The sequence below is a fragment of the Hoylesella buccalis ATCC 35310 genome (assembly GCF_025151385.1).
GTDB lineage: Bacteria > Bacteroidota > Bacteroidia > Bacteroidales > Bacteroidaceae > Prevotella > Prevotella buccalis.
Genome location: NZ_CP102287.1, coordinates 2,428,535 through 2,445,970, shown reverse-complemented (window position 1 = coordinate 2,445,970; position 17,436 = coordinate 2,428,535). Strand labels below are relative to the sequence as shown.

Sequence of the window (17,436 nt, the reverse complement as noted above, 5' to 3'; positions counted from 1 at the left end):
TTTCATTGGGGTGATATTAGGCCAATAAAAGCAAAATATAAGTAAGATAGACAATGGAAAATTTCAGATTTCAAGCAGTTACTGAGGCTTCAAAGAAAGCCCCATTGGCTGTGAAGGCTCCTAAGGAACGGCCTTCAGAGTACTTTGGTAAATACGTCTTTAACCGTGCAAAAATGCAGAAATACTTGCCGGAAGACGTGTTCCAGCAACTCACTGATGTGATTGACAATGGTGCCCATTTCAATCGTTCCATTGCAGATGCCGTGGCAACGGGTATGAAACACTGGGCACAAGAAAACGGAGTGACGCATTACACGCACTGGTTTCAACCTTTGACGGAAGGAACTGCAGAGAAACATGACGCCTTTGTGGAGTTTGACGGTAAGGGTGGCATCATTGAAGAGTTTAGTGGAAAGTTATTAGTTCAGCAAGAAGCCGACTCATCTTCGTTTCCCAACGGTGGCATTCGCAACACCTTTGAGGCGCGAGGTTATTCGGCTTGGGATCCAACGTCACCGGTTTTCATCATTGATGATACGCTGTGTATTCCCACTATCTTTATATCGTATACGGGTGAGGCCCTCGATTACAAGGCTCCTCTGTTGCGTTCGCTCCATGCAGTGGATGTGGCAGCAACGCAAGTTTGTCGCTATTTCGATCCCAATGTGAAGAAAGTGCGGGCCAATCTGGGCTGGGAACAGGAATATTTCCTGGTAGACGAGGATTTATACCATGCGCGTCCCGACCTGATGTTGACGGGACGTACGCTCATGGGGCATGATTCTGCCAAGAATCAGCAAATGGATGACCATTATTTGGGTACCATTCCAGATCGTGTGCAGGCGTTCATGAAAGACTTGGAGATACAGGCTCTCGAGCTTGGCATACCGTGTAAGACCCGGCATAACGAGGTGGCACCCAACCAATTTGAGCTAGCTCCCATCTTCGAGGAGTGTAACTTGGCCATTGACCACAACATGTTGCTCATGTCACTGATGAAACGTGTGGCACGCAGACATGGTTTTCGTGTGCTGTTACACGAGAAACCTTTTGCCGGAGTGAACGGCAGTGGCAAGCACAACAACTGGAGCTTGTGCACCGATACGGGCGTGTTGCTTCATGCACCTGGCAAGACAGCCGAGGACAACCTGCGCTTCGTGGTGTTCTTGGTGGAAACGTTGATGAGTGTATACAAACATAACGGACTGCTCAAGGCATCTATTATGAGTGCCACCAACGCACATCGATTGGGCGCAAACGAGGCACCACCCGCCATCATTTCATCGTTCTTGGGTACGCAACTCACCGAGTTGTTGAACCATATTGAGGTGGCTGACAAAGAAGATTTGTTCACCTTGCACGGTAAACAGGGGATGATGTTGGACATTCCAGAGATTCCTGAGCTGTTCATAGACAATACAGACCGCAACAGAACCAGTCCGTTTGCCTTCACAGGTAATCGCTTTGAGTTCCGCGCCGTAGGTTCAGAAGCCAACTGTGCCTGTTCCATGCTGGTGCTCAATGCGGCCATGGCGGAGGCTTTGACTAGCTTCAAGAAGCGCGTGGATGCGCTGATTGAGCAAGGTGAAGACCAAACATCGGCAATCATTGATGTCCTTCGTGAGGACATCAAGACCTGTAAGCCCATCCATTTTGATGGCAATGGGTACAGTGAAGAATGGGTAGAAGAAGCTAAGCGACGTGGTCTTGACTGTGAAAACAGCTGTCCAGTCATCTTTGACCGTTATCTTGACGAAGACAGCATCAAGATGTTTGAAAGCACAGGTGTGATGACACGAAGCGAATTGGTGGCGCGCAATGAGGTGAAATGGGAAATGTACACCAAGAAAATACAGATTGAAGCACGCGTCATGGGTGACCTCACGATGAACCATATCATTCCGGTTGCGACCTATTATCAAAGTCAATTGGCTAACAATGTGGCGCGTATGTTTGAGATTTTTAACCGTGAGGAGGCGGAAAAGCTCATCTGTCGCAATGAAAAACTCATTCTGGAAATAGCTGAACGCACAAAGACAATCGAAACAGGAGTGGAAGAATTGATTAATGCGCGCAAGGTTGCCAACAAGATAGAGAACGAGAGAGAGAAGGCCATCGCCTACCATGATAACGTTGAACCAATGATAGAAACCATACGCTATCATATAGATAAACTCGAACTGATAGTCAGTGATGAGCTTTGGACGTTGCCCAAATACCGCGAACTGATGTTCATCAGATAAGCAAGTATGTCGGCATGTGAACCCAGGCCAAACTTATTGATGTGGAATCGTAGTTTGCTTCAGAACGAAAACAGGCTGACTTGATGTGCAAGGCAGCCTGTTTTCGTTATTTTGTGGATAGTACCTCTTGTTTATCTTACTTGTGAAGCCATGTTATTTCTCACTCCTTTCATACCCACCAAGAATGCTTTGGCCGATCCAAACTTAAGAAACATGTCCAAACGTACAGGCACATGATTGGTGTCATCGCTCACGTAGAAGTCGACAATTCGTTTGTATTTGCCACCATCCTGTTCCATGTACGACAGGTGCAGACATCTATATTTCCTCCCATTGTCGGCCTTAATGGTTGTTTTCCCTCTGTATTTCAGTAGGGCGGGCCTTGACTTATTCCCATCTATCATCGTGAAGTTATAGGCATGTCCTTTCTTCCATTTGGACGGATCGAACGACCTGGCCCGCATGAAGATGTTCAACATATCGTAAACACAGTCTTTTACGTCAGACTGTTTCCACTCGTGAGTGCCTTTGCTGGATATCTGATGTTGCTTGACATGAACGCGTCCGTTGGGATAGGAATAGAATACTTCGTCGACATAGTATCGACCTCCCTCATTGGCAGCCTTGCGATAGTATTGTGGAACGAGATTTAATGAGGTGTATGCTTGTAGGGTATCGCGCAGAATAAACAGGTTGTCGGCCTTGCTATTGCCGCGTGTGATGAGTGAACCACGATAGGCTGGTTGGTTGTTGTACCTCGTCTGTACCACCGACATGGTGGCCGAACCTACCCTGACCCATACAAATTTCCAATTGAAATATAGGTTGTATGACAAGTACTCGCCCGATTTGAAGGCGGTATTGGTCATGTTACACTGTGCATGGGATGTGGTAAACACCCCTAAAAGAAGCGAAAGAATGGCTAAGTTTCTGAATAATTTCATTTTCATGTTCTCGTTTTTATCTCCCAGAAACGCCTGCATGTAGAAGGTTCGCCAGCACTATTTAGCTGGCAACATAGGCTTATTTCATCATTCCGGGAATGTATTCTTTACCCAGGTCGAGTGCGCGTTTCGCATTTCGGCTTTGTATTTTGCGCTGTTTCTCGCCTTTCTGTTTAGTTATTTCTGTTGGTTTCTGTCTGTAAATGGGCGTGCTCGTCAGATTCCATGTCTCGTTAAAGTCCCACTTCGCCCTGCAAGTTATCTTCTTGGGATAATAATACACCTCTTCGGGCTGCACACCCTTGTCGTAATCGCCCGTGTCCCATTTGCCGTTATTGTTAGCGTCTATAAACAGGCGGACATAGTATTCGCGCGGTTCAACGTAGAAGAATTGAGCCATACCATTGGAAGTACGAACCTGTTTGACGGGCTTATCCGAATTGTCCAGCAACTGAACAACCAGCGGTTTGCCATCAGCTCCCGTAATGGTAAGCAAGATGGTGCTGAACTCATCGTTTGACTTCACCTTGAAACCTTGTTTGATTTTGTTCGATGCCTTGCCATAGATGTCCACAAATGCAGCACTGTCCAGTTCAAGACTGTATTCGATGTTGGGACGCCATTCGCCCCTCAACACATAGTTTCTCGTGTTTTTGATGTAGGCATCATTGAACGGTACAATGGATGTGTCGCGTTGTTGCTCTATTTCGAAAGGCGAAACATACCACAGCGTGTCTTGCTTGGAGTAAAGATGTACTTTGGATGTGTCGAGCACGGCCAATGGCGTGGTAAAGCTGAACCCTACATTCTGGTCGGGTGCGAGAGCCGAACTGACACTCAACTTGGCCTCAAGAGCCTCTTTTGGCATGATAGAATCGTAAGGCTCCCCCCGCTTCTTTGCCCGTTCTTGTTTCTTGTTCCATTCTTCCAATCGTTTCTGCGCTTGCTTGAGCCGTTTGGCATAAGGCTGTTTGGCCAGCATCATGAGGGTGTCTGTTTGCAGGTGCAGCTGACCAGTAGAATCGCTGGCTTGGTATTTTAGCTCAATTTCAAGCGAGTCTTGGTTGATGAGTGTGGTGTCACGCAGCCAATAAGTGAGGGTGTCCCCGCGCGGATTCGACTCCATGATGAAGGCGTCTTTGGCATCAAAGTTGAGGCCTTTGATCTGCGGGACCTCTTTGCTGCCATAGCTGAAAAACAGCGAAAAGTTGTTTGGCTCTTTACGTTCGGTCTTGATGAGGTATCGGTCAGATTGTATTTCTGTAAAGGCTCTGAGCGTGATGTCATCGGGCAGAAAGTGCGTGTACTTCACCTGATTGATGGCTTTGATGTGCAACGAGTCGGCCCAAATGGTGTCTTGCCGTACGTCTGGTTTAGAGGTTGTCGTGACAAGTTCGCGCGAGAAGGCCACCTTCTCACTCTTCTGGTTGAAGACATAGTCACCATCGGCATCTTGCAAGGCAAACACTCGGTAGCTTCCGTTGGCGATACCGCGGATGGTGAAGCGCCCTCTGCTGTCGGTTCGTGATACGCGCAGCATGGGTTGCTTGCGGAAGATGCTGTCACTCTGGTCGGCATACAGCCCCACGAGGATTCCCTTGATGGGCTCAAGGTTCTCGGCTTCAAGCACATATCCACTTACTTCCATTGTGTCTATCTTATCGCCTGTGGAGAAACTGTAAGTGTAATTGCCCAGTGGGTTGCCCTCATTGTTGTCAGAGATGGCATCACTGAAGTCGATGGTATAGGTGGCATTGGGCTTTAAGCTGTCTTTCAGTTCCACGAGAATTCGCTTTCCTTGCGATTTTATCTCAGGCGCTTCCAGTTGTGGAGGCGATACTACCACCTTCTCGGTGGCATTCTCCAGCTTGATGAACTCATTGAAATTGATGTAAATTTTCTTGCTCGTCACCTGTGTGGTACCTTCTTTTGGCGAGGTACTGATGACCTTAGGCGGTGTTTCATCATACCATCCGCCATCGGGTTGACCCATTCGAGCGCACGAAACTAATAAAAGAACCAGCATCAACAGGGCAGTCAACTGCATGCCGCGGACATTGTTCGTGGCATGACGAGCCATGAGCGTGTACCTTTTGAAGCGTTTCTGTTGATTGATATTCATATACTTGTGTTTGTTAGCGGGTTATGCCTGTTGGGTTTCCGCAGGCTCTTGGTTCAGCTCGAGCAGCTCTTCAATAACCTTACGACTGTTCGATAGTCGTGGAATCTTATGTTGTCCGCCCAGTTTACCCTTCATCTTCAGCCAGTCGTTGAATAAGTTTGGGCGTGCCACAACAATCTCCAAATGCTGTAACGTGATGTCATGAAAGCGTTTAGCCTCATAGTCACTGTTCAGTTCTTGCAGTCGTTTGTCCAGAATGTTGGCAAACTTTTTTAGGTCATTTGGTGCCTTGGCAAACTCAATGAGCCATTGATGACGACATTTGGCCTTACTGTCCATGTATACAGGTGCGGCCGTGTATTCCTTAATTTCGGCCACTGTCTGCTCGCAAGCGTAGGCCAATCCCTTCTCGGCATTGTCCATGATGAGCTCTTCACCAAAGGCATTGATGAAGTATTTGGTGCGGCCTGTGATGATGAACTTATAGGGTTGGCGCGATGTAAACTTCACCGTGTCGCCAATCATGTATCGCCATAGTCCGCATGAGGTTGAAATGAGCACCGCATAATTCTTGTCCAACTCCACGTCGGCCAGTGGCAATACCGTTGGATGCTCCGTTCCATACTCGTCCATGGGGATGAACTCGTAGAAAACGTCATAGTCGGTCATGAGCAACATCGACGCGTCACCGGGGTCGCTCTGTATGCCGAAGAATCCCTCACTGGCGTTGTAGGTCTCCATGTAGTGCATGTTTGGCGACGTGATAAGCTGCTCATATTGTGGGCGATAGGGCGTGAAAGCGATGCCACCATGGAAGAATACTTCCAGGTTAGGCCACACTTCTTCGAGGTGTTTCTTGCCACTCAGTTCCATGACGCGCACCAACACCGACAGCATCCATGACGGAACGCCAGAGAGGTTGGTGACGTTTTGGTTCAATGTCTCGCGGGCTATGCGGTCACGCTTCACCTCAAAATCCTGCAACAGTGCGGTTGATTTCTTGGGAACGCGCACCAAGTTGACCAATGGGTTGATGTTTTCGATGAGAATGGCGCTCAAATCACCCACCAAAGAGTTGTGCAGATTATAATTAGGAGAGTGGCTTCCGCCCAATATCAGACCCTTTCCGTCGAACATCCTACTGTCGGGATTGTTGCGAAGGTAAAGCGCCACGGTGTCTTTTCCACCTTGGTAATGAATTCGGTTGAGCCCCTCGTTGGAAACAGGAATAAACTTACTCTTGTCGTTGGTTGTTCCCGATGACTTGGCATACCATTTCACTTGCCCCGGCCAAAGCACGTTTTCTTCGCCGTGGCGCATGCGGTCGATGTCACCTTTCAGTTCTTCGTAGGTGTTAACAGGTACGTTTTTGGCAAAATCTTCGTAGGTTTTGGTGCTGCCAAAGAGATGATTTCGGCCATATTCCGTGTCCTTCGCCCGTTCAAGAAGATGCTGCAGCACCTGCTGTTGCGTTAAGTCAGCTTGTTTGGCGTGTCGCTCAATCTCCTTTTGTCGTGATGAAAAGAAGTGAGCCGCGATACGTGTTAACCCCATTTTTTATTCCTGTCGTTTATCTATTTTATGTGAAAGATAGTGCGAGCCGAAAGCAAAGGAAGTTTACTTACTTTGCTAAGGCGATGCCTATCTTATGCAAAGATAGTGCAAGCCGAATGCAATCAAGCTTGTTTGTAATTGCTAAGGCGCAGCCTGTTTCATGCAAAGATAGTGCGAGCCGAATGCAAAGGAAGTTTACTTTCTTTGCTAAGACGATGCCTATCTTATGCAAAATTAGCCTAAACTTTTGTAACACAGGCATAATTTACTAATTTTAATAAACAAGAATGCGGGGATGTTACCTCCCTGAAAATCTCCACATACCATCGTAGAAAGCGTATCTTGCAACGCGCAACACGATGAATCCAGTGGGTATGGCAGCTGATGAAAAGGCGTACCATCAATAAAATACAACAAACAAGCTAACTACTCCCCTCCCTTTCGGGGAGGGGATGGGGGAGGGGCTATTCTTATTATTCATCGAAAAGTAACAGGTAGGCAAGGTCTGTTTGTTTCTTTTTCGTTACCTTTGCAACTCGATAAAAAAGATAACTCAATGAAAATCAAAGCAATTATCCTGGATTTTGACGGCACGTTGGCTGATACACAAACTCTCATTACCAATACCATGCTCGAGGTAATCAACCGATTGGGACTTGAGCAGCGCAGTCGTGAGGAGTGCAGTCGAATGATTGGCTTGCCCTTGAAGCAGACGTTTACAGACTTGATACCCATGACTGACGAGATGGGCGACCGCTGTGTGGAAGCCTATAATCAAGTGTTTCATGAGAACAACGTCCCGGGGGCGGTTCCATTGTTTCCCCATGTATTGGAAACCATGCGTGAGTTACATCGTTTGGGGTATGTGCTCACCATTGCCAGCAGTCGTTCCCGCCACTCGCTGATGGACTTTGTGGAGACGTTTGGTTTAGAGGAAATCATCACGCATGTGGTCAGTGCCAACGACGTGACGCATGCAAAGCCACATCCCGAGGCGGTGAATCAAACGCTTGAGCATTTAGGCATTCAGCCAGGGGAGGCACTTGTCGTGGGCGACACGGTGTATGATATCGAGATGGGGCAGAATGCCAGCATCCATACCTGTGGCGTGACGTATGGCAATGGCACACGTTGCCAACTGGAAGAGATTCATACCGAGTTCATCATAGACGATTTCAGTCAGCTTCTCCAAGTTGTCAAAACGCTTGAGGCATGATGCCCTGACCAAGCTGGTAGCACCAAACATCGAAGGGTGGGGTGGACTTGATTATCTTTCTGTCGTCCAGACAGACGCCAATGAGTTTATCCTAAGTTTTTTTATAATTGTACATATTTTTGGTATTTTCAAAACAATCATTTTAGAAAAAATCAGCTCTTTTTGGATGCTTTTTGGCACCTTGTTTTGCAATTGAAAGTCAGTTTTAATTCAATAGCATGCAGTTTACCATTCTATAACATGTGGTTTGCCCTTCAAAGTCAAGGCCTTGATACCCCAATCTCAATGCCTTTGCAGCCTTAAAGCATTGCTTTTGCAAGTGCACCGATGCGCCTATGTGATGTAAGTAGTTGAAAAATGGATAGATAGAAAAATCGCCTATTTTCGACCAATCACTCGTTTGGTTGCAAATATGCGAGTATTTGGCACGGTTGTCAAAATATTTCGTATGCCAAACACCGTGTTTTCAACCATTGAGTTTTCTGTTTTCACTCGTTCTGTCTTTTGTTTTCATCCGTTCGATTTTCTGTTTTCATCCGTTGAGCCTTTTGTTTTCATCCGTTCAGTTTGCTGATTTCACCAACTGTTTGATGTCGTTTTCCTTTTGCAGCATCATTTTTTTGCTTTTGACGATATGGATGTCAGGCTGTGTGATGCTGGTAACGGCCTATCCTCATCGCCTCAACTCCCTTTTGGCTTGTTGTGATAGGTCATGTCAGTGTGGAGAAAATTGTTTTCTCCGAGTACGCTGCGTGAGCAACTTTTTTGTAAAATGTTTGGCGCATTAGAAAAAACACCGTATCTTTGCATCCGCAATTAAGCCCAGATGGCGGAATAGGTAGACGCGCTGGTCTCAAACACCAGTGGGGCAACCCATCCCGGTTCGAGCCCGGGTCTGGGTACGCATAACGGTTGATAACTCATTGAGTATCAACCGTTATTATTTTCTAGGTAGAAACAGGGTAGCAAAAAGCAACAGTACCCCTTTAGTTATCCCCTCTCTTTGAATACTTTTGCAATCAAATGTCTGCTTCCTAATGGGTTATTCTATCTTGTAGGGTCATTGTGAATTTAATAATGTAATCATTTTTGTTTATAATCAAGATTAGTTTTAAATGCATAAAGGCTGCTACGTTCGGTTACGCCAACAAACAAAATTCTGTCTGATTTTTGGCAAACCCATTTATTCCTCATCATTGCTGTGTCCTTTGACTGACGTGCTGCATTGCTTACAGAAACTATCAATAATCGGTTTTGGGCTAACGCTTCTTGTAATTCCTTGGGGATAACTTTATACATTCGTCGGGCAAGAACAAGAATAATCGGTTGGTTGCCTTTCAGCAGGAAGTGAAGCACGTCTTGTTCCAATTTACTGTTAAATCCACTGATGACACACTCTCCCCGACTACGCATCTCTGTAGCCCAATCATACACCCGCAACACCTCCTCGGAAGCGATATTGCCCGATGCGAGGAATGCTGTCTTTTGTAGTTTCAACAATTCCTGATTTCCCAAATATTGTGTATGGACTATCATTGATTATTCTCTTCGTTGTCTTCCTTCTTTTTATTGTTCTTTCGTGGTGCGATACGCTTCAGGTCTTGGTCGAGCTGCTTAATACTTTCAAGACGTTCAATTTTCCGTTGTTGTTCTTTGTAAGCAATATATTCCTTTGTAGCTTTGGCTACTGCCGCTTCGTGAGAAATGGTGCCAGCATGCTCAAGAATGTTCTTCTCGTTCATGGTGAGTACAAGTCGAAGTTTCTGCACCCAGTCGCTCATGTACATTGGTTTTTCGGCTAATGCCTGCGCCTCAGCATAGGCAAGGAACTGTTCTACGATAAGTTTTAGTTGACCAATCTCTTTCTCATTCAGGTAGTTTTTACCTATCAAGACATCATTCTTGGTAACTTTTCCTTCTTTTTCCGTGGAAGTAAGTCCCATCATTGGCAGTGAGGCATTGGCACGATAGTACATGAGTTCTGCGGCTGTCTTTCCGCTGACAGCCCAGAGCAGTTTGTTCTGTACTTCCTTGAAGAAAGCCAATGTCACCTCAGCCGATGGATTATAGTCGATACTTGTTGCATATATATCCTTTATCTGCTGATAAAAAACCTTCTCAGATAGACGTATCTCACGAATGCGGTCTAAGAGTTCCTTGAAATAATTGTAGGAAGACCCCGTTTTGAATCGTTCATCGTTTAATGCAAAGCCTTTGATAATATATTCTCTTAGCCGCTGGGTAGCCCAGATGCGAAACTGTGTGCCTTGTTGTGACTTAACCCGATAGCCTACCGAGATGATTACGTCAAGGTTATAATAATCCACCTGATAAGTCTTTCCATCCATTGCAGTTGTTGCATAATTTGCAACAACTGAAGGAGCTTGCAATTCTCCTTCCTCAAATATATTCTTAATATGTCGTGAAATGGTAGATTTGTCACGTCCAAATAAGATTGCCATTTGGTCTAATGACAGCCACACCGTCTCGTTTTCAAATCTGACATCTATCTTTATCTTCCCATCTTCCGACTGATAGATGAGCATGTTATCGTTGTTGCTTGCTTCCATCATTCTACATTTAATTTATCGTATTATACAATACGCATCTTGTACTCCTTAAACAGTTTTATTGCTAACGTTTTAGTCATATTATCCTATTATTTTTTCTGTGTGGCATATCGTTCAGTAGGTTTTCTGTTTTAACATTATATTCAATCCACGAGATTGTTAGGTCTATTGTTTGAACTAGATCCAAAATATCTTTATCTGACCATTCCTTCAAGTAGTGTGTTTCATCGTTTCCTAACCAAGTAGCTCTTCTTGCAACTTCTTTAATTTGAGGATTTTCGATATTATCATTAATACATTGGGCTAATAACTTCTTCTTAATAGAATCACGTTGACTTTCATCTATCTTTGACATTATATAGTCTTTAATAAGAAACTCAAGTGATTTACGATATCCAGGACCACATATCTGTGTTAACTCTAATTGTTGTGCTTTATATGCTTGATTATAAATTTCACAAAATGCGGGTGACAGTGTTTTAATAATAGGACTAAACTCAATATTATCCAGTTTGGAGTTGGGTTCAATTCCTGAAAAAGAAAGATTGCGATATCCCCTATATGAAACAAATCTACTAATAAAGGTGCGTTTACATTGTGGATTTGTGCATTGGCAAAAGACATGAGCATCTAATGTGTTATCTATACTTGCAGCATATAGATATTGAGGAATCATTTGTATTTTACAAAGAGGGCAAATAATTGATGTATTTTCTATATATGTAATAGAATCTTTCATTTGTACTTGTATTAGATCCATGCTTTATACAATTTATTAAACGTCTTCAAATTCTTTATATATTTTGTACTCAAACTCTAAAAGATGATTGATGTCTTCTTTTTGTCTGATAACTTTAGTAACCTTAAGTGCCGCAAACTTGTGGCTATAATTTTCCAGTAAGACTACTTCACCAACATTTACAGACTTTGTCCGTGAACTAAAATCAAAATTAATAAATTCACTTGGGGAAGGGAAGTGATTATATTTTGGATTATAACCTAATCTATACACATAGTCTCTATAACAATGGATAGAATTATATCCACATTCACTCCAAAGAGTAACAAACTCATGGTTTCCTTCGCCAATAACATACGACCCACTATTTCGTTTATAGTCGAAACTCACCTTTCCTGCCATACCTGGATTCTGAAATTCTATCTTCTCTACATTTAGTTTTGTCATTATTCGATCAGATATGGCTGTAGAAACAAATGGATTTTTCCCCAATGGCGGCTTTTTCTTTTTGTCTTCATCGTATATACGTTCGAGAAGTTCTTGATAACAATCAAAATATTCTCCATTGTCAAAATCAACATACTTTAATCCTGATAAAAATAGAGGTACTTTTCGTGCCTGGTTACAATCTTTAATTATAGGAATGATAAAACGTTTATCCCCATCATTCAATATTTCTGCAGCCAATATTCGTTTCTCATATCCGGCACCACCTGAACCACCATCCGCTTTTGCAATATATTTATCGCTGCATACACATATAACAAGGTGAGACTCTGTCAATCCTTGCTCCATAAAGAATGGGAGGTCGTCACCTAATCTCACATCCCATTGATCTAATATTGCATCTACACCATGATGACGTAGATTTGTTGCGAGTTTCAAAACCCACTTCTTATGCTCTTCATTATTCCAAGCATATGAAACGAATATTTTTTTAGTTACAGATTCCATATTTTGCACATCTATTTTTCTTCGTTTAACTCGTCCCCCATACGATATTTGATGTCGTAGTTGATGATAAAATCCAACTCTTCTTCGGTGAAGCCATAATGGCGGGCAAGGACTTTGTCTATCTCGTCAATGATGGGTTTAGAAAGTTTCTTCTTGTAAACATACGATTCAACAATTCCTCTTGTTTTGCTATTGACAACTAATATGTTCTTCTTTTTATTCATATCCTCCTCGAGGGATAATGACAATTCTATTAATGACTTGTTAATATCATATGTCAATCTAAAAGAGAATATCATATAATCTTTTAAATTAAACATATCAAAATTCAGAGAATAATACCACCAAAATAGGTTAGAGCTTTCTATATTATCATAAATTTTTGCCATAATATCATTCTTTCAATAGGAAATTACAATTCGTCTGTCCACAATAAATCATCTACTCTCACTCCCAATATCTTTGCCAACAGAATGAACATTTCAAAATTGGGCTGTGCGACATTCGTTACCCACTTTGATATAACGGCAAGGTCTTTATCAAGGATTTCTACCAATTGTTTATTTGTCATTCCTTTCTCGGCGAGAACCACTTTCAGGCGATTGATTTTCTTACGTCGCATGCTTATGTAACTTGATTACGCTATAAAATTACTCATTATTTCTTAAAGCACATGTTTTTCCAAGCATAAATACTATCCTGTTGAGTCAAAAAATAGTTTTTTCAATTCATTTTTCATCTTAAAGTTTCAATTCGGAAAAGTATTTATTGCTACAAACTTCAACTTATCCACGTCACGAGTATATTTCTTGGTGTGCTTCAATCCACTTGGTTACAACAAGTAGGTGTCGGTATTGTTGTTGGTTCCGTTATCGAGGATATTCACAGCAAAGCAGTGACGAACAAAATGCCAGACCCTAGTCAACCTGTTTTAGGGAAAGACAAGATTGAATAAATAGATTTAAAGTTGAGATGTTATTTTTTAAAGTGCGACGATAAATTCAGTGGGGCTTTTTCCATAAAACTTTTTAAAGACTTTGGAGAAATAGTTGGGGTCTGAAAACCCGGAACGGTAAGCAGTCTCGGAAACAGAAAATCCTTTCATGAGCAATTCGGAGGCCAGCGCAAGTCTTTTGTGACGGATGTATTCACCAATAGACATGTTCAGAAGGTTTTTCATCTTGGTGTGCAGCAGACTTCGACTGATAGCCATTGCTTGCGTGATGTCGGTCACAGCGAACTCGTTGTTGCCGATATTCTTGTCAATCAGTTGGTTGATTTGCAAGATAAATTTTTTGTCGATGTCATTGAGTGAGCTGGCTTCAATGTCTTCGGTCTTGGTATTTTGAATCTCGGTCTGACGTGTCTTGACCAGTTGGATGATGTTCTTAACTTGCAGATCGAGCACCTGTGGGTCGAAGGGTTTGGACACATAGGCTTCAGCTCCGCTCTTGTAGCCCGCCACCACATCTTCCTGCTCGTTTTTGGCCGTCAGGAGAATAACGGGAATGTGAGATGTGGTGACGTCCGATTTGAGCTTGGAGCAGAAAGTGACTCCGTCCATGATGGGCATCATCACATCGCTGATGACGAGTTGGATAGATTCGTTTTGAGCAACTTCAATTCCTTCTTTTCCGTTGGTAGCAATGTAAACGTTGTATTTGGGAGAAAAGTAATTGGTAAGGAAAGTAAGCATGTCGGTGTTGTCTTCGACGATTAAGATAGACATTTTGCTGTCTTCTTCCATCACAATATCTTTTGAGGCATTGTTGATGTCTGTCATCGAAGGTGAGAAATGATAGTCGGTCAGCGGAACAATGACTTTGTCATCGGTGATGAGAGATTGCCGGTCGAAAGCCTTAGCGTCTACATTCAGCAATATCCGGAAGGTGGATCCGTGCTGCAGCTCGCTCTTCAACTTTATGGTTCCCTTGTGTATGGTTACCAGTCGTTGGACAAGAGAAAGTCCGATGCCCCATCCCTTGTTGTTGGTATTGTATCCTTGTTTGGTTTGATAGAACTTCTGAAAGATTTTTTTCTGTTCTTCCTGAGCAATGCCTATGCCCGTGTCGGCCACTCTCACGTCGAGATAGGTGTAGTTGTCTTCTTGTCCTGTGATGATAGAGGCCTTGACCTTTACCTCTCCATTTTCTGGAGTGAACTTGATGGCATTGGACAACAGATTGTTCATGATGCGTTCAAGATAGGAAGGTGAAAACCATACGATTTCATCGTTGTTTTCACAATCAACGCTCAAGTTTAAATGTTTTTCAGCAGCACTTCTGCGGAACAGGTTTGTGAGAATTTTGATGAACTCCAAGGGGTTGCCTTGCTGAATGTAGAACGGGAAATTATCCGACTCGACCTTGTTGAACGTTACCAGTTCGTTGATAAGTTCCTCCATCTTGTTGGTATTCTTGAGAGCTGTTTCCAGATGACGTTGCTCCGTTTTGTTCAATTTATCTTTATGGATACTTTTAAGCGGTGCAATGATTAGAGAAAGTGGTGTTTTCAGTTCATGGGACACGGTGGTAAAGAAGTCGAATTTGGCACGGTTTACCTCTTCTATCTTGTTCTTCTCCATCATGGCCATCTTGACTTTGTTCTTTTCGTTCAGTCTTATTTTATAGTAATGCTGAATGTAGTAAACGATGATAGCGACGAGCAAGAGGTAGAACAGATAAGCCCAAGTAGAGCGATAGAAAGGTGGTGCAACGATAATTTTAATTGCTTTTTCAGGTTGGTTTTCCCAACCGGTATTTGAATTATTGGCTCGTATTCGCAGTATGTAGGTGCCGGGTTCCATGTTGTAGCTCACAAAGGTATGGCCGTTGCCCATCTCTTGCCATTGATTGTCTATACCGTCTACTTTGGTTTTGTAAATGATAGACTCTGTTTGTCCTGGAGAAATAACACCATAATCAATCATGATGGAATGTCCCTGACGATAGGAGAGCCTGATTTCGTGTGTGGCATCCAGCTCTTTTGTAAGTGGCGAGTTTTCAGATGCAGCGTTGATATCCTCGCCGTTGATCCTCAAGGATTTGAGATGAACGTTTAGATTGGTGCTTTTGCAAACCATGTCTTCAGAACGAAACATAATCAGTCCGTTCACCGTTCCAAAATACATTCTGCCATCTTGTGTCAACAGCGTTGAAGAGAAGTTAAACTGGTTGGTGGGCAAGCCGTCGTCGGTGGTGTATCGGTTAATGGTCCGGGTCTTGGGAATATATTGGAATAACCCTTGACTTGTGCTAATCCAGACACGGCCTTGTGTATCGGCATTGATGCCGCATATCGTGCTTCTGGATAAGGTTATGCCGTTCTGAATCTCAGAAAACTTACCAGTTTTGGGATTGAGCACCTGCAATCCGTTGTTGTTGGTCCCCACCCATACCTTACCATCCTGGGCAGGATAAATGTATGTGATGTTGTTGTCTTTCAGCCCTTGTGCCTGTTGGGTGGCTTTCCAATGAATGAGTTGATTTGTTTTGGTGTTGAGCTTATAAACTCCGTAGGCTACAGTACCAATCCACAGATTGTCTTCATGATCGACAGCGAGCGCATAGATGAAGGCATGATTGAGCGAGGAGTGGTTTATCCTCCTGAATTTTTGGGCTTGCGGATCGTACCAATGGAGGCCTTGCGTGGTCCCTACCCAAAGTTTTCCGGAGCTTTGCCGGGCAAAGTCAAAGATGGACACGGCAGACAGATTCATTGATAGTTCAAACCGTTTGACACTTCCGGAATTCAGATTATATCGGAACAACCCGTTTCTAAAGGTCCCAATCCAAATAATGCCGGCGGACTTGTCATGTAACAGACAATGCACGTTGGAGCCGAGTTGAGGAATGGAATTGAAAGGAGAGAATGTTCCCCGCATGGGATTATAGATATTCAGTCCGCCATCTTCGGTTGCTATCCAGAGTTCATTAGGATTTCTTTCAATGATTTGCCGCACAACCTTTCCCTGTAGTTTGTTGGGGCTGTAACTCGGTCCTTCCCATGAGAAGGGGCTGCTATTCTTTATCATATCTACGCCACCAAAATAGGATCCAATCCAAATGTTATGGTTGGAGTCTGACAGGATGGAATAAATAGCATTGTCGGACAACTGATTGATATTGCCAAATTGTTGTTTCAGCGTTTTGATACTCCCGTCCTGCCCAATAATGGTTACGCCTTGTTCGGTGCCCAACCATATATTGTGTTTGTGGTCTTCGGTGATCACTCTCACCGTTCCGTCAGAAAGCTGATTGGCCTCATACACGCGCGTATTGCCTGTTTTCACGTCCAACGCCATAACTCCCTTCCCGTTCCGTCCTATCCATAGCCTGCCGGCATGGTCGAAAGTCATGGGCATGATGCCGTCGGAACTGGTGATGAAGTCCTTGTAGATACTGGAGTCTAACTTGGAGATTTGGTTGAGCTTGGTGTTGTAGGTATAGATGCAGGAATTGGTAGCGACGTAGAGTTGGTCATCCTGGTCTATGGCGAGTGAAAGAATGAAGCCTCCGCCTAACGAAGGGAGAGGCGTGAACTTCCTGGCTTTCTCATCAAAGACACACAATTTCATGCCACCACTGATAATTTTTCCATCGGATGTTTCGACAATTGATTCTATATAATATCCCGGCAGAATGAAGTTTTCAAAGTCGTCTGTAGCCGGTCTGTATATGCTGACGCCCTTCGAATGGGCCACCCAGACTCTGTGTTTTCGGTCGAGAAAAAGCGATTTCACAAAATTGTGGCTCAGCGAGGAGGGTTTGTGGGGTTCGTTAAAATAGTTTTTAATGGAATAGCCGTCGTAGCGGGCAAGTCCGTTTCGCGTTCCCATCCAGATGTTTCCATGGTAGTCCTGTACCAATGCTTGTACCTGTTGATGTGGCAGTCCCTGCTGACTGGAAATGTGGAAAAACTTGTAATTGTTCGCCATTCCTGTACATAGAAATAGAAGCGATAAAATGAGACAGTGGATTATTCTTGCCATAATGATGTTGCGGATGTTGTAGGGCCATAATGAAGTATGCGTTTCCGCATGGCAACACTATGGACGGATTTGATATGTAAGTGCAAAGTTATACTATTTTTGCC

12 protein-coding genes, 1 tRNA gene and 1 pseudogene are annotated in these 17,436 nt (G+C 43.7%); 3 read left to right on the top strand and 11 right to left on the bottom strand.

Translation table 11 applies throughout. The features are described from left to right. Positions 1-53: 53 nt before the first annotated feature. Positions 54-2,243 carry a glutamine synthetase III family protein gene (locus NQ518_RS10045; RefSeq protein WP_227962051.1) on the top strand — a complete coding sequence of 730 codons (2,190 nt, stop codon included), beginning with the start codon at positions 54-56 and terminating at the stop codon, positions 2,241-2,243. Positions 2,244-2,374: 131 nt separating this feature from the next. On the opposite strand, the gene NQ518_RS10040 is transcribed toward NQ518_RS10045, so the two are convergent. The 3 genes from NQ518_RS10040 to NQ518_RS10030 all read right to left on the bottom strand — a co-directional run bounded on the left by NQ518_RS10040 (position 2,375) and on the right by NQ518_RS10030 (position 6,863). Then, positions 2,375-3,187: a DUF3108 domain-containing protein gene (locus NQ518_RS10040; protein WP_227206502.1), complete on the bottom strand. Its 813-nt coding sequence runs from the start codon at positions 3,185-3,187 to the stop codon at positions 2,375-2,377. A 79-nt stretch (positions 3,188-3,266) separates the two neighbouring features. Next, positions 3,267-5,309 carry an Ig-like domain-containing protein gene (locus NQ518_RS10035; protein ID WP_374211111.1) on the bottom strand — a complete coding sequence of 681 codons (2,043 nt, stop codon included), beginning with the start codon at positions 5,307-5,309 and terminating at the stop codon, positions 3,267-3,269. 21 nt (positions 5,310-5,330) lie between these two features. Further along, positions 5,331-6,863, bottom strand: a complete 1,533-nt coding sequence (locus NQ518_RS10030) for a GH3 auxin-responsive promoter family protein (protein ID WP_227206497.1) — start codon at positions 6,861-6,863, stop codon at positions 5,331-5,333. 556 nt (positions 6,864-7,419) lie between these two features. Here NQ518_RS10030 and NQ518_RS10025 point away from each other — a divergent pair. Together NQ518_RS10025 and NQ518_RS10020 are read left to right on the top strand one after the other, a co-directional pair. Then, positions 7,420-8,079, top strand: a complete 660-nt coding sequence (locus NQ518_RS10025; protein ID WP_004347870.1) for an HAD family hydrolase — start codon at positions 7,420-7,422, stop codon at positions 8,077-8,079. A gap of 820 nt (positions 8,080-8,899) precedes the next feature. After that, a tRNA-Leu gene (locus tag NQ518_RS10020) sits at positions 8,900-8,981 on the top strand. A 181-nt stretch (positions 8,982-9,162) separates the two neighbouring features. On the opposite strand, the gene NQ518_RS10015 is transcribed toward NQ518_RS10020, so the two are convergent. The 8 genes and pseudogenes from NQ518_RS10015 to NQ518_RS09985 all read right to left on the bottom strand — a co-directional run bounded on the left by NQ518_RS10015 (position 9,163) and on the right by NQ518_RS09985 (position 17,278). Beyond that, positions 9,163-9,594, bottom strand: a complete 432-nt coding sequence (locus tag NQ518_RS10015) for a hypothetical protein (RefSeq protein ID WP_260107735.1) — start codon at positions 9,592-9,594, stop codon at positions 9,163-9,165. A 17-nt stretch (positions 9,595-9,611) separates the two neighbouring features. Continuing rightward, positions 9,612-10,649, bottom strand: coding sequence for a virulence RhuM family protein (locus NQ518_RS10010; protein ID WP_227208414.1), 1,038 nt, complete (start codon positions 10,647-10,649; stop codon positions 9,612-9,614). Positions 10,650-10,725: 76 nt separating this feature from the next. After that, positions 10,726-11,409 carry a DUF4145 domain-containing protein gene (locus NQ518_RS10005; RefSeq protein ID WP_260107734.1) on the bottom strand — a complete coding sequence of 228 codons (684 nt, stop codon included), beginning with the start codon at positions 11,407-11,409 and terminating at the stop codon, positions 10,726-10,728. 15 nt (positions 11,410-11,424) lie between these two features. Next, the gene (locus tag NQ518_RS10000; protein WP_227208409.1) at positions 11,425-12,342 is read right to left on the bottom strand and encodes a toll/interleukin-1 receptor domain-containing protein; all 918 of its coding nucleotides are present in this window, start codon (positions 12,340-12,342) and stop codon (positions 11,425-11,427) included. 11 nt (positions 12,343-12,353) lie between these two features. Continuing rightward, positions 12,354-12,566 (bottom strand): hypothetical protein, encoded by a 213-nt coding sequence (locus NQ518_RS09995; RefSeq protein ID WP_227208410.1) that lies wholly within the window; start codon positions 12,564-12,566, stop codon positions 12,354-12,356. Positions 12,567-12,754: 188 nt separating this feature from the next. Then, entirely contained in the window at positions 12,755-12,964 is a 210-nt protein-coding gene (locus NQ518_RS09990; RefSeq protein WP_004348027.1) for a helix-turn-helix transcriptional regulator, read from the bottom strand. A gap of 126 nt (positions 12,965-13,090) precedes the next feature. After that, positions 13,091-13,255, bottom strand: a pseudogene (locus NQ518_RS13645) (site-specific integrase); the annotation flags it as partial. A gap of 69 nt (positions 13,256-13,324) precedes the next feature. Next, the gene (locus NQ518_RS09985; protein ID WP_227962055.1) at positions 13,325-17,278 is read right to left on the bottom strand and encodes a hybrid sensor histidine kinase/response regulator transcription factor; all 3,954 of its coding nucleotides are present in this window, start codon (positions 17,276-17,278) and stop codon (positions 13,325-13,327) included. Between the last annotated feature and the right edge of the window lie 158 nt (positions 17,279-17,436).

What these genes read in the sequence shown, in the direction of transcription:
- NQ518_RS10045 (WP_227962051.1), top strand. Translation starts at nt 54, where the DNA reads ATGGAAAATTTCAGATTTCAAGCAGTTACTGAGGCTTCAAAGAAAGCC.
- NQ518_RS10030 (WP_227206497.1), bottom strand. Translation starts at nt 6,863, where the DNA reads ATGGGGTTAACACGTATCGCGGCTCACTTCTTTTCATCACGACAAAAG.
- NQ518_RS10040 (WP_227206502.1), bottom strand. Translation starts at nt 3,187, where the DNA reads ATGAAATTATTCAGAAACTTAGCCATTCTTTCGCTTCTTTTAGGGGTG.
- NQ518_RS10000 (WP_227208409.1), bottom strand. Translation starts at nt 12,342, where the DNA reads ATGGAATCTGTAACTAAAAAAATATTCGTTTCATATGCTTGGAATAAT.
- NQ518_RS09985 (WP_227962055.1), bottom strand. Translation starts at nt 17,278, where the DNA reads ATGGCGAACAATTACAAGTTTTTCCACATTTCCAGTCAGCAGGGACTG.
- NQ518_RS10025 (WP_004347870.1), top strand. Translation starts at nt 7,420, where the DNA reads ATGAAAATCAAAGCAATTATCCTGGATTTTGACGGCACGTTGGCTGAT.
- NQ518_RS10035 (WP_374211111.1), bottom strand. Translation starts at nt 5,309, where the DNA reads ATGAATATCAATCAACAGAAACGCTTCAAAAGGTACACGCTCATGGCT.
- NQ518_RS10010 (WP_227208414.1), bottom strand. Translation starts at nt 10,649, where the DNA reads ATGGAAGCAAGCAACAACGATAACATGCTCATCTATCAGTCGGAAGAT.
- NQ518_RS09990 (WP_004348027.1), bottom strand. Translation starts at nt 12,964, where the DNA reads ATGCGACGTAAGAAAATCAATCGCCTGAAAGTGGTTCTCGCCGAGAAA.
- NQ518_RS09995 (WP_227208410.1), bottom strand. Translation starts at nt 12,566, where the DNA reads ATGAATAAAAAGAAGAACATATTAGTTGTCAATAGCAAAACAAGAGGA.
- NQ518_RS10005 (WP_260107734.1), bottom strand. Translation starts at nt 11,409, where the DNA reads ATGGATCTAATACAAGTACAAATGAAAGATTCTATTACATATATAGAA.